A 15,440-nucleotide genomic window follows, 5' to 3' on the forward strand; every position below is an offset into this window, starting at 1 on the left:
CTAGGGCTTAATATCATCACCTCATCTATATTTATCTAAATATTCACTTATCTTAAGTTCTTCGAACACTCCAACATCCGTGTACACAATTACTTTTCCAATGCGCCTAAGCCATGCATGCCATGTGTTATTGGCTTGTTCTTTCGCTCTCTTGTATTGTTCTAATAGTCCACTGTTAGAAACAATATATACTTTCGTGTAACAGGCTACTTTGTTTGCGTACCGACAACGTAGTTCGAGCGGATAACCGTCTAAGTAATTCAGCATTTCTTGAATTCTAAATTGTCCATCATACTCGTCGAACAATATAATATCTTGGGAATTGTAACCATCGAAAGGGTGCAAATAATCCGTTACCCTATACACGTTCTGGTAACCATATTGCTCCATAATAGATCGAGTCTTTCCCAATGCCGTTTTACCGTAAATATACGTTATCTCGACATCTCTCCACGTATTACGATACTCTTCTGTTTTGATGACCGTTCTTGCTCGTTCAATATCACTCAAGCGTAATAAATAATCTGGATTTTCCTCCATGATTTCGTAGTTGGTCTTTCCGTCCTTAATCATTTCGTACAAGTCAGCGAGATCGGTTCTAGCCCCCTGACGTTCAATTGGCATCTCGCCCCACTCATATTGAGTGTTCATGATTCGGGTGTCTGCTTTTTCGTCAACTGACCATTTACCTTCCTTAAACACATAGTCTCGATTCTCTTGACTGGTGCCACGACTCATATCAATATGAGCAGTTGGAAAGTTATTCTTGACTGTGCTGAATCTAATCGGTGATGAAGCAACCATGAATAGATGGGTATGATGCGTCTGCTCTTCATTCCCATTTTCATCACCGATGCAATAATAAACACAAGATTTGAAATTTTTCATAGTCTCAATGATTTGTTCTTGGCTTGCTCCCTTTTCTAACGGATTGTTAATCGTTATAAGCCACTTTCTCGACTGAGTGTCCTTGATGATCTTCACCACCATTTTGCTAATTATGTCTGTTTGCTACTTGCGACAGTAGTTGCCATAGGGTAATACTAGCCTATGGCAATCCTACATCGTGAGGTGGCTCAGCGTGTGTGTCTATCGGCTCTGCGCGCTTGTGCTTCGCACCTTGCCACCGTTAGCCCCACACGCCCCAATGACTTGGCGAGATTGTCATAAATTTCTCTGTCCAGCTTCTTCATATCGCCAACCATCGGAACCCTGACAGGCTGTGCTATCCCGCCGTTCAAGGCCAACCAGCCCACACCACTCCAACCAACTTTATTGCTTCTCTGCTCTTTTTTCTTTTCCATAGTTCATTTTCCTCGATTATTGATCCCACGGCGGTCGTAGTAACCCGGTGGAATATCTTTTTCCACCATCTATCAAGAATAACGGAGTACCTTTGCTTCTGCCCAAGGCAGGCAAAAGCTCCGCTATTCTTTATCTAATTTTTGTTCCTTCAATCCTCAGCCAGTGTTTGTACCGCTCAAAATTCGAGAAAGTGTAATCTGGAAAGCGACTTGATATTTCTTCTCGAAGAATTTCTTTTGTTTCTAAGATAAGTTTTTGTGCTTGAACACCATTTGGCAACTTGATAATATAAGTGATTTTCTTTCCCCTAACATCAATGATAGATTTTCGGATTGCTTTATTATGCTGTTGAAGCTTAAAAATTCCTTCACCTTCATGGTCTGCCTGTTTTATTAGAAATTTCCTCAAACGGAAGCTAACCCATATTGAATAGAACCAATTTGCTAATGAGTCCTGAACAATCCTTGTTACCAATTCAGGAACTACCAGTATCAGCAAAGTTGCGACAGATAGCACAATCATCCCATCCAATGTATTGGAAATTGACCCCAATACTTTAGACATTATTTCTGAGTATTCTGTCAGGAATGAACTTGTTTCATTGTGCAAAAAACTTTCTATCATTTTGAACGGAACTCGAACTAAGAAGAGTATCAATGAAATAAATAATAGAAATCCGTTAATATGGAACGTCCGAATGAAGAATGATTTACCTGTTTTTTTCATCTACATTATTCCTTTCAAATCATTAAATGTTGGTGTTAGTAATGGAACAATTTGAAATGGGTGCTCGGAGTCAATAACCTGTATCAGTCCCGTTCCAATTCCTTGTGGTATGACTATCCCCTCAAGTGACAGGTCGGGAAATAGAAATTGTGTTGTCTTGGAATTAATATTTCCAACCTGAATCAACACATTGAGTTGCTCTCTACACGAAATAGGAATCGCATTGTTATCAAATCTCTGTGATACCAGTAGCAAATGAACCTTTGAAGCTCTGCCAAGCAATGACATTTGAGACAATAGACTAAAGAAAGCTTCCTTAATCGGCTTTGCCACACCATCACTCAATGCAAGAACCTCGTCAATTACCACCGTATAGTGCTCAAATTCGGCTTGTGGGTTATTGTATAGCACCTGTTGCCGTTGATGAATCAGCTCCAAGCACTGGCTAAGCTCTGCATTCACACTTGAAACAAAATCATTTTTGTTCCTGTTATCACTTGGCGCTATGACTTTGACATGGTTTTCCCTTCCCCACCTGCTAGGCATATCAAATTTCGGATCAATAATTACGAGCCTTGAACTCTTTTTCAATACACATAAAAAATATGTCAACACATAGGACTTGCCAGAACCCGAATTCCCTGCGATAGCAATACTTGTAACTTTGTTTAGATCGAACTCGAAATTTTCCATGACGGGCACTTTGTTTACTGGTAAATTTGCTACAAATTCGTCTATTTCCTGAATAATCAACCGTTTGGAAATACCCTTCATCCACGGAAAGAAAAGAGCACGTTTCACATGAATATCATCTGTCTTTAATGGAACAAAATAGGCACCTGCTTGCTTTAATAAGGTAAAATCAGGGTATAGAACTGCATTACTAATAAGGTATATTTTTTGATAAAGCTCATTATCAACGACAAAGCTTGCTGGGAGGCGAGGGACGAAGTAAAAGCCTTCGTCCGCTACCCTTACATCAAACGAGTTGGTGTAAGAAGTCTCACCATTTAGCTGCAATGCCATGTTCAGAGCTTGGAGCAAGTATCCTTCAAGTTCTGAGTTTTTCATTATTTAACACTCCGTACCCCTTCTGCACGAAAATACACATTTGAGCGAATTTCTATTGCTTCGAGCTTGTCCAATTTGATTTCTGAAAGAAACGGTGGAAGGGACGGTTTCTTCTCAAATTTTACAGCGAATGGGGTAACTCCCTCTTGAATGAAGAAAAGTTTATAACCTGTTACCAAATCCGTTCGTTTACCATCAATCCAGTTATACTGTGTTTCTACTTCAGATGAAACACTGATGATTGGTTTGACGTCTGAAATATACTGCTTTGCTGTATTCTCGTTGTATGCGTTTTGCGAATTTTTTGTTTTCATAAAGGTCTCCTTTTGCAATATGACTAGTACATATTGCATAGATTTGTTTATCTCTGGACTCGCGATTCCTTTGACTTCTTCATTTTATATTAAAAAAGAGGGGGAGATAGTATGTTACTATATAGGTATAATACAATTCAATTTCTACCACCTTAGGAGGCGTAGTAATGATTTATATAGAAACTAAAAACTACATTTTTTCTGAGATTGGGAAAAGAGTACATACAAAAAAAGATGAGTTAAATTTGACGTATTACCAATTAGCAGGTTATAAAAATATGTCTGACTATGTTGGACATAAGAAGGACTTAGTGGAAGATAGTAAAGAAGATAAACAACAGAAATACGGGAAATATGACCTTTCTATTATCAAAAATATTGCAGGCGGGAAAGCCTATTCCAAGAAAAATCCAAATTTAATATCTGAATCACTATTAGTACATTTAACAAAGGAGTTGGGATTTAAAAAAGATAAACGTAAATTACTATGGGGAGACTTTGAAAATAGTGACCTATCTAAAGTCTTATTTGAAAAACTTCTTATTGATGTTTTATATGGGGACGATAACAACTTAAAAGAAATATATAATAACCTGCTATTTGACTATGTTCCGTATGCTGAATATCACTCATTCTGGCAAATGTTTGTGGTTGGTGAAATAGAAATTCCTAAATTTCCTAATAGTCAATTAAGTATCTCTTCTCATTTTTATAATCTTAAAGAGGATTATATTTTTGAGAAGTATGAATGCATACAAAAAAACGCAATTGAGTTTCTTTACTATAAGTGCGGAAATCAAATTCATATTTTGTTTGTAGATTTCATAATGCAAGAAGGGGATTCTTTGAAGAAACTAGATAAGAAATTAAATAATTTTGTCTCAGGTTTAACTAGATTTCTTCTGAAATATGTTCCGAACGAGGATTCCTTGGGATTAAGGGCTCGCAATATAATTATTTCTGATTATAAGAAATTTGGGACTTTGATAGCTAAAGAAATGAAAGGTGAGCCATGGACATTAGATGAACATATGCTAAAACTGTTGGTGGAGTCTTCCTTGGCATACATTACAGAATTAAAAAGAGTGCAAGCGATAGAGCTTGAGGTGATTAACAAATACAATTTTAGCGGTAAATAAAATGGTGATGATGTAGATTGAAATAATTCTACACCATCACCAATCCAATTTTGTTCCTTAAGAATCACGGTTTGTCATCACACTAAACAGTTTGCAAGATTAAACCTGGATCGTCTACTACCTGATCCTTGAGGATAAAAATCCACTGTACCGCTTCGTAAAATGGAGCCACTTACATAAGCACCCTTTTGGAGACAATATCTCCTCCCAACGAAGTAGCGAAATATTCGCTTCAATTACCGAAGAAGCCAAAAGCCAGTTCTTCCGCTTGCAAGGAAAGCGGCGAGTGGACAAAGAATATTGGGCTTATGACATCTTATGACATCACCTCTATCTCCAGCTATTCTGAGGGATTGCGCCAAGTTCAATACGGACGGAATAAAGAAGGTGATCAACTCGCGCAGCTGAACTTGGCGTTGGTGTTTGAAGAGACCTCCAACCTGCCGTTCTATTACCGCAAGCTGGCGGGGAACATCCTGACGCGAAGACCATCACGAATTTACTCTCTGATTTCTCTACATACGGGTTTTCTAAGGTCAAGCTGGTGATGGAACGCGGCTTCTACAGCGAAAGCAACATCAACACGCTTTATAAGGCACACTTGAAGTTCTTGATTTCGGCCAAGATGTCCCTGGGTGGATTTGCGCAATTGCCCGCACCACTCGTGCAACTTGCCGGCGGATAGCACAACAGCGCATATATGCTCCGCTCCCGGTGGTCGCTTCATAAGATACTTTCTCTTAATAAATATCCATGTATAGAACCTCGTTCAATCATGAAATCAAGAATCGGAATAATCTTGTTTTTCAATCTTATTTCTTCTTTGATTTTTTCTCTATTAATGAAGATATATTTTCTCAAAAACATTTCCAAATAGTATAAGGTATTTGATTCTAAATCATCAAGATTTAAGGACTTGTTATTCGATACAATTGTATGAAGCCACTCAATACCTTCATCCTTAAAATTGCTTCCGATTGAATTCAATATTTTTACAATAGAATACAATACAGATGGAATATTTCCAATTTCTTTAGAAGCGCTATTATAGAGAGTCAAATTTTCCTTTTTTAAGCTATGCCACTCTTCAATTCCTTCACGCCACCAACGCCATGCGAACAAGTAATTTATTATGATTTCTTTTAAATGATAGCCACGTGGATTTGAACATAGTTCTTTTATTTTTGGATATAGGATGTTCCAAATATGCCAAAATTGTTCATGATTGTTTAGGTAATCTTCCGCAATTACTAATTCTTCAATAAATGAAGCCGTTTCTTCTGTTGAAGAAAACGAATCGACAAATGGTTTTAGAAATACATCAATTTCACTTTTTTCTCTTTGTAAAATGAAATAAGCAAAATTTTTGAAAATATGTTTACGTAACAAGTAAATGTTAGAGTCGTCACCCGAATCATCATTGTAACTTCTTCTGTCTTTTAATAACTGTGAAGCTAATGAAGGCAACGATTGCGTATAAATGTCTAAGTGAATTTTATCTTTCGTCTCAGAAGGAATTAATTGAAGAACTATTTCCATGTCATGAATATCAAGTGAGGCAATATTAGCTATATCAAATGATATATTTTCAAAAGTGAAATCGTCATTTATCTTGCCTAACCTTTCAAAAATTGAACTTTTAGAAATTCGTCCCCAACCTTTTTCTTTCCTTATTTCAGCAATGATATTTTTATAAATAGGTTTGAATTTTATATGACCAAACAAAATTGATTGGGCAACTTTTGAATCTTGTTCCCATAATTTTGATTTGTGAATTGATTCAATAACGTAGTCACATATTCTCTTGTAATGCCCAATTGGTGTTTCATCTAAAAGTGCCAAAACCATTATCGAAACATAATCTTCTGTTTCTTCTGGATTTTCAATTACTAATGCTGGAATTGCATGGACAGCTGCTTCAACTCCGTCACTTATTTGATAGCCATAATCATCTGCAAAAAGATTAGATATGGTTGCAAGAACTATTTCTTTGCAAAAAGCCTTATCTTCTTTTGATAGTTTGTCTTTGTGCTCAAGTAATAATTTAGAACACGAAAACGCAGGTATGGAATAATCAAACATACCTATTCCGTTTCGTCCATCTTTCAGTTCTTCAACAAGTTGTTTTGTTTCGGATAATGCTAAAAGAGGATTGTTGTCATATTCCTCTTGTTTTGTGGTTTTAGTTTGATTTCTTGCACCAGCCAAAAAATCTGCCCACACTCTTAGCGAAGAATATTTAAAAACATCTTGGTATTGATTTAAGGCTTCTTCACTTTCCTTTTTAAGTTCATCAGAAAGCTCTATGGGACTAAATTCTATTTGTACATGGTCGTCGTCATGTTTTGATACTTTTGGTTTTAAATTTCGTCTGTCCATTCTTGCCAACAAAATTCCGTAAGACTTACTTGTTAAAGTGTTTGATTTATGTTGGTCAATTATCCCATACAACTTTTCGATGAATTCAGTATTTTGTTCCTCTGTAAAACCTTTCACGCCAAAAAACTGATAATTTAAAAACAGTGATTCTAAATTTGAATTTCTATGTTTATCCTCGCAAGTTTTCGATCTTTCATCTGTGTATAAAATATCTCTGATTTTATCCATTCCATATCCTATTGAATACAGTGATTTCGTATGGTACTCATTTGTGCATCTGGAAGTGTCCAAATGAAAAAATTCTATTGTTTTGAATAATATCAAAGCAACATCATAAAACTTATCAGGATTTGCAAGCACAACGCTACAAACTATAGAAGTAAGAGAAGCTGATTTTGATTGATTTAGAATTCGTAGAAGTATATCCTGAATTATTTCAGAATTTAAGAATTGTGAAAAATCAAGAAGAGTTTTTTCTAATGCCATATGTATTGACTGCAATACGTTTGGAACAACAGGGCTTCCGTTGCCACGATACATACTCCATATAGCACCACTCAAATACTGTGATACTTCCGCCGTTTCATTAATATGTAATGTAACTTGTACGACATCTTCTTTTCCATAATCAGATTTACTATAAGATTCAACAGCCCTATTCGTAAAATCTATGATAAAATCAAGCGTTTTGTAGAATTCTATTTGTAATAACCATTTTATTGGTGTTTGATTAGCGCTTGAAGGAAAATAATTGAATTCTTGCTTTCCTGCTAAGCCATATCTACTTTCCATTGTGTCTCTATCATATCCAAATCTATCTTGCTTTTTCGGCTGCTTTTGCCAAAACAAATCACACAATTGGATAACCGATAGCGGAAGTGTTTTAATTAATTCAGTTGCTATATATGGTTTCTCTAAAATTTTAGAGCAAAGTCCTTCGTATGGGTTTCTGTGTTCAGTCCATTTATTAGAAACGACTTTGTCAAATGTTTCTTTTAGTTCTGATTTTAGTTCATTGGCTGCATTGAAAACCACTTTCAATATATTTTCTTCTCCAACTTCATGCATATAGTAGTTTTCTTTAGTTTCAGTTTTTTGAATTACACTCAGTGCTAATAAGCCTGCGTATCTTGTTGTTTCTCCTGTTTTGTTGAAGTCACACCAATCGGTTAAAACTGATAAAGTAAGTTTAAGATTGCTATCAAAAAAGTCAGATTTATGTTTGTAAATAAGGGTGATTACCGCTTCCCAACCTTTGCCTTTAGGTTTTATAATTTCAATATTTTCAATTGCTGAAATATCAGTGCAAGCAATTCTTAGTAGGAACAAAATTCGTTTTAGTACTAAAAAATCATTTGCAATGATTTCCTTTTCGAAAAATTTAAAAAATGTATCTGAATAATCCGACAATAAAACAGAAACTAAAATTTCATCTTTCCAAAATTGTGTTACCTCGACGTTTGTGAATGCACCCTGAATAAAACTTTCTATTTCTTTACTGTTTTCAGATAAATGGTCAGATAACCACAATCTAAATGCTCTGCGAATAGGCAATGAATTTCCTAAGTCGACAAAAAATTCTTTTGTGTTCGAATAATTTGAAAAACTGCGGGAAACTATTTTGTCCAATGTCCATTCTTCATAAATGTCATGAGTAATGAAATATCCGTTATGCGTGTCGTCATATCCAAGTATTTCGTCTTGCTTTAATTGAAACAATGCTGATTGTGGCAAACTATCTGCGTTAATATAAAATCGTCCTGTTTCACATCTTTGTTTGACAATGGTGATAATACACCTTTCTCTTTCAAGATGAAGGTTGTCTTTTTGAACAGTATTTTGTATTCTCTTTTTCCAAAGCAAGTCAATAAATCCATTATAGTTTCCTTGTTTGTCAATGTTTAAATACTGTTGAACATACTCTCTTAGATAAAACAAGTTTCTAAGTCGTTCTAAGAATTTTTGATTGTCGGGAAGTGAGAAATTGAATTCATCTGCTATAGATTTTAGTTCATCCGCACCAATCAAAGAAACGTCATTCACGTCAAATGGCAACTGATAATTCTCCTTGATGTGAAAAACTAAATCGTTAAGATATGCGTAGCGTGTAGTAAAGATGATAATCCAAGCACTCTCTTTTAACTTTTGTATTAGCGTAGTGAGAATGTCGTTGTTAGAAATCTCTGCGAGTTTTTCTGCGGAATCAATTACAAATATTTTAAGTGGTTCATCTTTGTAAGCATTGAGAAACTGTGAAAATGTAAATTTGTGGTCAAAGTGAAATATGTCGTTAATGTGATTAGCATTAAGTTCATTTGCTTTAAAAATACAAATTGGTATTTTGTTAAAATAAGCATTATAAAACTCCTTCAAAATTGAGGTTTTACCGCATCCGCCTTCCCCTGAGATAATTATGTTTTTTTTCTTTTGAGAAGTATTTGCTATTGCTTCAACAACAGAAGTTCGGTCAATTTTAATTTGTTTGTCTCCAAAGGATATTTCTGTTTGAATTGCATGTAATATATTCTCGTTGTGTTTATAAATTTCATCAAGTAAATCTCCTTCGTTTGGGTCAAGGCTGAAAAAAATGTCATTGATGTATTTGTTGTCTGGCAAAGACAATTGTAGTTCAAAATGACTTGGAACTCGCCATTGAATATTAATTCCTTCTGTCTTTGCGGCTTTCTCAATGTCTAGTTGGTATTGAGGTTTCTTTTTGCTTTTAGTGGTGCTTTCGGAAAGTTCTTTGTTGATGTATAGAAGTAATTCGTCTAAGTGTTTGTTTTTATTTTTGGCTTTCTTGATTGAATCTATAATGTCATCTTTGTTGTCAGCGATTGAGGTTGTGTAATATTTGGATTGAAAACCATAATATTTTCCTTCTTTTTCAATTGTCTCTGTCTCAATTCCTGTTTGGTTTTTATAGCGAAATATTCCAATTCGATTATTAAACTCTGCACAGAAAAGCAAATAAGACATTTGTTCAAATGCCCACGTCTCTCGATTGTCGTATTTTACACCAAAAATTTTCCAACTCATTTATTTGCACCTTCCTTGTATGTACTAGCCCGCCACGGACGGCGGGCGCCTTGGGGCGGGGATTAGGAATTCTTCTATCAAAATTCAATTTACTTCATTGTCTTGGTGCTCTGCCTTTCGCACAACGTTCTTGTGTTCACGACGTCCCACCACCTTAAGCCCGAAGGGCGTCCGCGATGCGGTTAGGTGGTGGGATGTGTCCGGCTGAATCTACTCCCCTGCTACTGCTAATTGCATCCCCGAAACATCATCTAACTTCTGCCGGACAGAGGGCCGAATGGCCCGAAGCGTGAACATGGTGTTAGGCGAAGTCCGTTCAGATCAACCCCCAAGCTTCATTTGTCTTTTGAATTGTTTACCAATCTCTTGAATTAACTCAGTGTATCTAGTTTTTATTATCTGATTATTATTTATTACTATTGATATTTCTTCTGTTTGCATAGGCCGATTGTGCATATTCATATTTCTAAATTTTATTAATTCGGTTTTACCGATTTTATAATTCGCAAATTCCTCTAAGAGGCTAGTTAATTGAATATAATGATCATCTTCGATTAATAAAATGCTCTTATTAACAATAGTCATTGTATTATTAAGTTGTTCCGAGAAGTCTCTTAACCTATTAAATTCTGCTATTTCCCAAAGGTAGTCAGCGGCTACCTTAAGATCGTATAGTGAACGATAGAGATCGGTATATAAATTGAATTGATGTTCAGAGTATCTAAAAAATAATGTATTTGATTTTTCTAACTCTGCCTTCTTTTCTTCAAGATCTTTCGAATATCCAAGTCTTATTTCTTCAAGGGTCTTTGTGTAACGAAGTCTATCCTTCTCTAAAATTCTATTTGCCCAAACCTTTCCAAGCCAACTCGAGATGCCCACGATGACTAAACTTGCTCCTCCAATAGATGTAATAACTGCCGTGATGGTATTCAAAACTTCTTGAAATGTCATAAATTCATTCCTTTCTAGGATTTCGCCTAACGTTCTTGTATTCACGACGTCCTACCACCTTAAGCCACGAAGTGGCGGCCGCGATGCGGTTAGGTGGTGGGATGTGTCCGGCTGAATCTGCTTCCCTGCTACTGAAATGCCTCTCCGAATCCACATCTAACTCCTGCCGGACCGAGGGGCGAATGCCCCGAAGCGTGAATATGGTGTTATAGGATGTTGGCGCCTTCTCGAATTACAATCATATTATTAAGTTCTAAACCCTGTAACACGGAAATCATCGCCAGTTATTTCGGAAGAAATCATATCAATAAATTGAAATGCAGATTTAGTGATAAACTCTGAAATCAACCAACCTGAAGAACTAGATAGATGTTTATCTAAAGTATTTGGATCATAACGTGACATTTCGCTAAGACGATGCATAGCAGCGAAAGTAAGTGGCAAAGTCCCTTTGTCAATAATCCCGTTAGCTAGATTACTTCTCTTTAAGTACCATAGCTTGTTTGGGCTGAAAATATATCTTAAATTCTTTCTATTATTTAAATAATAACGCTTAAAACTGTTCAAACTACTTAAAGTCGGATTGTTTCTAGGAGCATCCCAAATAAAAGTCTTATTTCTTCTTAGTACATAAAACTCGGAGTTATTATAATAATTATCTATGCTAAATCCAGTAATTTTGGAAAGTCCTGATTTATTTGAATCTTGAGGCTCTAAAATAACCTCAAGCCATCCTTCTTTTCTATCTTTGTCATGTACGAATCTTAAATCATCTAAAGGAATATATAGTTCAGATTGATTTGAATATGTCATGATATATGCCCGATGAATGTACTCTAAATTATATAAAATATCTTTCAAAGTATAATTTTCTTTAGGTGTTTGAATTGTTTCCTTTAAATAATTACAAAGTCCAGATAATACGCCTTTTGGATGTATAGATATCTTTTCATTTTGAATATTTATCTTCCCAGGTAATCTTTCACCTGATACTCCATGTTGCAAATCATAATTGACGTGATGAAATGTAAGTAATGCTTTAGTTGCATTCAGAAAGCAATAATACGTAGTTAATGGCTTTGAAAGCATATCCAATGATTGTGTAGCTTTAAAAAAATTCTCCGCTTGATACCAATAATTAAGAGCTTCCTTATCTTTCTTTTCTCTTAAAAAGAGTTCGACATAATGCCAAGTAGAGTCAGTTAACACCGTTTTATTAGAAAAGTCAGGATTAATAATAGCTTTTCTTACCGTAATTTCTGACTTGCTGTTTTTTATTGAAGGTCTCTTCTCTTTGACTTTGATTCTCCCTTTTAATTCTTTGATATCAGAAGAATTCTTAGAAATGTTTTCTCTCAAAATAGATATCGTTCTATTGTTAATAGTCAAAGTATTAACCTCATTTCCATAGTAAATATATGGAATATGATATCATAGATTGTCGATGGTTTAATATCTTTCGCGCCAATTTCCTATAACTGCTTATTTACGAAGTTCGCAGTTGCAGTTACATATCCTGTTATATATTCGATAAGCCTTTAGACTTCCCTTTTATTTATAAATAGATTGTCTTTGTATTGAGTAAATCTACCCGTTAGTTTAGCGGGGTTATGGTGGCTCTCGCTAACGGAGAAGCCGCTTTTTTTTCGGACGAGTGGCACTCTAAACACCGGAGTGGTGGCTCTTTTGACCGAAATATTTAGTGAATTAAGTAAATGATAAAAGCCTGTGGTTGAGAGCAGCCCCAGGCTTCTAACTGTTATTTTTGCAGAGCAATGCTCACTGGTAATTATCCAGAAACTTTCTTATTCCTTCATTATGATTTTCAAATTAATCTCATTTCCGTCCTTAGTGTAGATGATCGTATCAATAAATTCACGCAGAATATCATTTGCTTCATTTTCTGGAATGTTATCGCCATGAATTAGAAAACGTTTCATGTTTTCAAGCCGGGCGGAAACTTTATCGTGTTCTGATATATTGTTCTCTGCTGTCATCGTGCCGATCTGTTCCTCCAGTGTTGCGATCTGCTCCTTATAGGATGCAATTTGCTTTCGAGCCTCATCTGGTGTGAAGATTTCCATAACGAATCCTTGCTGTACTCGTTTAATATCCTTGTTTAGCTTCTCGATCTGCTTTTCTCTACGCTTAATCTCTTCATCAAAATTCTGTATCTCATCATCTGTCATGAGGTGGGCGTATTGTTCAAGCTGATCGACATATTGAGCAAAATATTCATGGAAAAGAGTTTTGAAGTCATCAACGTATACCCCGCCATTTGTACATACAATATAAGTTCCATCATCTTTGTATGTCCGTGTCGTGCAACTTGTAATTCTCTTCTTACCATGTGCGGTTTGAAAAGAATGAATACTACCACATCCCCCACAACGTACTAGACCAGAAAATATATGTTTCCCAATTTTCAAAGCAGCAGGTCGAGAGTTTCGCTCGTTTCTGATTCTCTGTGCCATATCAAACAAATCTTGAGGAACAATTGGTTTATGGGCATCTTTAATCAAGATTTGATCTTCCGTTGAAGTCCGTTCTGTTACACGCTTTCCATCTTGTTTATACTGCTTGGTGCGTCCGTATGAAGAGTGTCCAGCATAAACAATGTTGGAAATCATTCGTGCCACTGAAGATGAACTCCATTGCATGGTAGTAATCCCTGCATTGGTGAAGTCGTATGCTATAGTTGTGGTAGACTTTCCTGATACATACTCATTGAACATGCGCACAATGATCTCGGCATCCTCAGGAACAATCTCAAGGTTCTTGGTATCACGATTGTATTGATATCCTAATGGAACTTTTTTGCCCATCCAGTTGCCCTTCTTTGCCGATTCTCTTGAACCCCTCATAAGACGCTTTCTAGTGGTTTGCCATTCCCGTTTTTCAATCAGGGCAATAATGTCGCCGCTGAACATTTGATCTTCATTGGTATAGTCCGTCATCGATGTTGGAGTAACAAGAATACAACCCGACTTGATCATGATTTCCTTGACTTCCTCGTAATGTTTGGTATTCCGAGTCAAACGAGATTGTTCGGTGCAAACGATGGCATCGTATTCATAGTGCTTGATTTTGGACAGAAGCTTCTGGAACTCTGGACGATCCCATTCTTGAGACGATCCTGTCTCACTGTACAAATCATACTCATACCCGCACTTTTCACATAGTTCTATTAGAGAATTAGCTTGTCCATCTATAGATGCAGTTGTCTTATCATCGGCTTCGCGGCTTTTTCTGCAATAGATTGCCACCCTCTTTATCGCCATGCTATTCCATCCCCTCATGGTATATTATCCCTGAGAAGAGTATATCACCTTTGTTGCAATTAAGCTTTTGTTTGTTTGTAAATCATGGTTGCAATAATCTCAGGGTGCGCAAATTCGTTGGTACATTGTATTTAACAGTGATGATTTTCCTATACACAGTAAGGCTTTTCGATTTTGAACACTTTAGGTTTTAGGGCATGTGACTACAAATCATCAATCTAAAACCAAAATCTCATCTCACACTGCAGTAGCAACTTATCTTTTCAAAGCCGTTTGGCTCCTCTGTGTCTCAACCTAATACAATCTACGATCAAAATCAAATGCCTTCCAAGACTGACTTGGCATTATGGTATCCTACTCATTTAGACAATATATAAAAAAGCCACATGTTATGCGACTTCCGTTGTATAGATATTCATATCATCAGACAGAACTAATGTTGCTCTTCAAAATAATGAACTCTGAAATAACTTCTTTTAATGTTATTTTCTTTTTTGTTTCGATCTATTGGAGTTAGAAAAATCACATCATCTGGGTTTTTCGCAACTCCAAACACTTCTCCTTTAAAACTTACTGTTTCTAAATCCCAAGTCAATAGACTTACCGTAGCTTTGATCAGGGCTATGGTGCCGATTGAAATCAAATCCTCTAAGTCCTCACCCGTATTATCGAATTTTTTGAGGTTGTGGACACAACCCTATGTAAATCATTGCTGCCAAGAGTGGAAAGCTATCCTCTGCAGTTCGATCCACACTAATAGTAAACACCCATTGTATAAATACAATGAGTGTCTGTCTTTCATTACTTAATCGTTTTTAGCTTAGGAGAATTGCTCTCTCATAATGATATCACCGTTGATAAGCTATTTCTCAAAATCCGAACCGAATTAGCCATTCTCCAAAGCAATTGGTCTACGGCCCGCTTGCCAAGAAGCTCTTTATTAACGTTCACGTTAACCAGAAGAGGAAGATTGTCGAACGTATTGTCAAAACCTTTTATCGCGCAGCTTTGGGGGATAGGAAACCCCCGTTTCTCTAACGCTAAGAATGCGAATTGAGTGTGCGAATCGTTCACGCAAACCAGTACCTCTGGCATGCCTTCTCCGGGATGCGTACAGCCCACAGAGTAACCTGGTTGAAGGGTTAAAGAAGTGGCTCAGAGCAGATGACATCAACATCAATAGTTTGTTTTATCACATAACCGCTGAGATACGGAAGAATGAAGGGACATTT

The 15,440-nt window shown here is 36.3% G+C and carries 11 protein-coding genes and 2 pseudogenes; 2 read left to right on the plus strand and 11 right to left on the minus strand.

Annotation, left to right across the window (positions count from 1 at the left end):
* Window positions 1-21: 21 nt before the first annotated feature.
* From ACIFSR_RS29620 to ACIFSR_RS29640, 5 genes are all read right to left on the minus strand, one after another.
* The gene (locus ACIFSR_RS29620; RefSeq protein WP_430062095.1) at window positions 22-987 is read right to left on the minus strand and encodes a hypothetical protein; all 966 of its coding nucleotides are present in this window, start codon (window positions 985-987) and stop codon (window positions 22-24) included.
* An 89-nt stretch (window positions 988-1,076) separates the two neighbouring features.
* Window positions 1,077-1,256, minus strand: a complete 180-nt coding sequence (locus tag ACIFSR_RS29625) for a hypothetical protein (protein WP_430062098.1) — start codon at window positions 1,254-1,256, stop codon at window positions 1,077-1,079.
* A gap of 178 nt (window positions 1,257-1,434) precedes the next feature.
* On the minus strand, window positions 1,435-2,031 hold the full coding sequence (locus ACIFSR_RS29630) for a hypothetical protein (protein WP_430062101.1): 597 nt from the start codon (window positions 2,029-2,031) through the stop codon (window positions 1,435-1,437).
* Window positions 2,032-3,102 (minus strand): cell division protein FtsK, encoded by a 1,071-nt coding sequence (locus ACIFSR_RS29635; protein ID WP_430062104.1) that lies wholly within the window; start codon window positions 3,100-3,102, stop codon window positions 2,032-2,034.
* On the minus strand, window positions 3,102-3,416 hold the full coding sequence (locus ACIFSR_RS29640; RefSeq protein ID WP_430062107.1) for a hypothetical protein: 315 nt from the start codon (window positions 3,414-3,416) through the stop codon (window positions 3,102-3,104). Before ACIFSR_RS29640 ends, ACIFSR_RS29635 begins: the two co-directional genes overlap by 1 nt.
* A gap of 167 nt (window positions 3,417-3,583) precedes the next feature.
* On the opposite strand from ACIFSR_RS29640, the gene ACIFSR_RS29645 reads away from it, so the two are divergent.
* Window positions 3,584-4,555, plus strand: coding sequence for a hypothetical protein (locus ACIFSR_RS29645; RefSeq protein ID WP_430062110.1), 972 nt, complete (start codon window positions 3,584-3,586; stop codon window positions 4,553-4,555).
* A 109-nt stretch (window positions 4,556-4,664) separates the two neighbouring features.
* Window positions 4,665-5,189: pseudogene (locus ACIFSR_RS29650) on the plus strand (IS1634 family transposase); the annotation flags it as partial.
* Window positions 5,190-5,278: 89 nt separating this feature from the next.
* Here the strand turns inward: ACIFSR_RS29650 and avs4 are convergent.
* From avs4 to ACIFSR_RS29680, 6 genes and pseudogenes are all read right to left on the minus strand, one after another.
* Complete coding sequence (avs4, locus tag ACIFSR_RS29655; RefSeq protein ID WP_430062113.1) at window positions 5,279-9,973, minus strand: AVAST type 4 anti-phage nuclease Avs4; 4,695 nt, start codon at window positions 9,971-9,973, stop codon at window positions 5,279-5,281.
* 321 nt (window positions 9,974-10,294) lie between these two features.
* Window positions 10,295-10,972: a hypothetical protein gene (locus ACIFSR_RS29660; RefSeq protein WP_430062116.1), complete on the minus strand. Its 678-nt coding sequence runs from the start codon at window positions 10,970-10,972 to the stop codon at window positions 10,295-10,297.
* A gap of 201 nt (window positions 10,973-11,173) precedes the next feature.
* Window positions 11,174-12,316, minus strand: a complete 1,143-nt coding sequence (locus ACIFSR_RS29665) for a YaaC family protein (RefSeq protein WP_430062119.1) — start codon at window positions 12,314-12,316, stop codon at window positions 11,174-11,176.
* 416 nt (window positions 12,317-12,732) lie between these two features.
* Window positions 12,733-14,208 carry a recombinase family protein gene (locus tag ACIFSR_RS29670; RefSeq protein WP_430062122.1) on the minus strand — a complete coding sequence of 492 codons (1,476 nt, stop codon included), beginning with the start codon at window positions 14,206-14,208 and terminating at the stop codon, window positions 12,733-12,735.
* Window positions 14,209-14,806: 598 nt separating this feature from the next.
* Window positions 14,807-14,896: pseudogene (locus ACIFSR_RS29675) on the minus strand (flagellar biosynthesis protein FliA); the annotation flags it as partial.
* Window positions 14,897-15,045: 149 nt separating this feature from the next.
* The gene (locus ACIFSR_RS29680) at window positions 15,046-15,303 is read right to left on the minus strand and encodes a hypothetical protein (protein WP_430062124.1); all 258 of its coding nucleotides are present in this window, start codon (window positions 15,301-15,303) and stop codon (window positions 15,046-15,048) included.
* Between the last annotated feature and the right edge of the window lie 137 nt (window positions 15,304-15,440).

It is taken from the genome of Paenibacillus sp. NRS-1760 (assembly GCF_050467785.1).
Taxonomy (GTDB): Bacteria; Bacillota; Bacilli; order Paenibacillales; family Paenibacillaceae; genus Pristimantibacillus.

What these genes read in the sequence shown, in the direction of transcription:
- ACIFSR_RS29680 (WP_430062124.1), bottom strand. Translation starts at nt 15,303, where the DNA reads ATGCCAGAGGTACTGGTTTGCGTGAACGATTCGCACACTCAATTCGCA.
- ACIFSR_RS29670 (WP_430062122.1), bottom strand. Translation starts at nt 14,208, where the DNA reads ATGGCGATAAAGAGGGTGGCAATCTATTGCAGAAAAAGCCGCGAAGCC.
- ACIFSR_RS29630 (WP_430062101.1), bottom strand. Translation starts at nt 2,031, where the DNA reads ATGAAAAAAACAGGTAAATCATTCTTCATTCGGACGTTCCATATTAAC.
- ACIFSR_RS29640 (WP_430062107.1), bottom strand. Translation starts at nt 3,416, where the DNA reads ATGAAAACAAAAAATTCGCAAAACGCATACAACGAGAATACAGCAAAG.
- ACIFSR_RS29645 (WP_430062110.1), top strand. Translation starts at nt 3,584, where the DNA reads ATGATTTATATAGAAACTAAAAACTACATTTTTTCTGAGATTGGGAAA.
- ACIFSR_RS29635 (WP_430062104.1), bottom strand. Translation starts at nt 3,102, where the DNA reads ATGAAAAACTCAGAACTTGAAGGATACTTGCTCCAAGCTCTGAACATG.
- avs4 (WP_430062113.1), bottom strand. Translation starts at nt 9,973, where the DNA reads ATGAGTTGGAAAATTTTTGGTGTAAAATACGACAATCGAGAGACGTGG.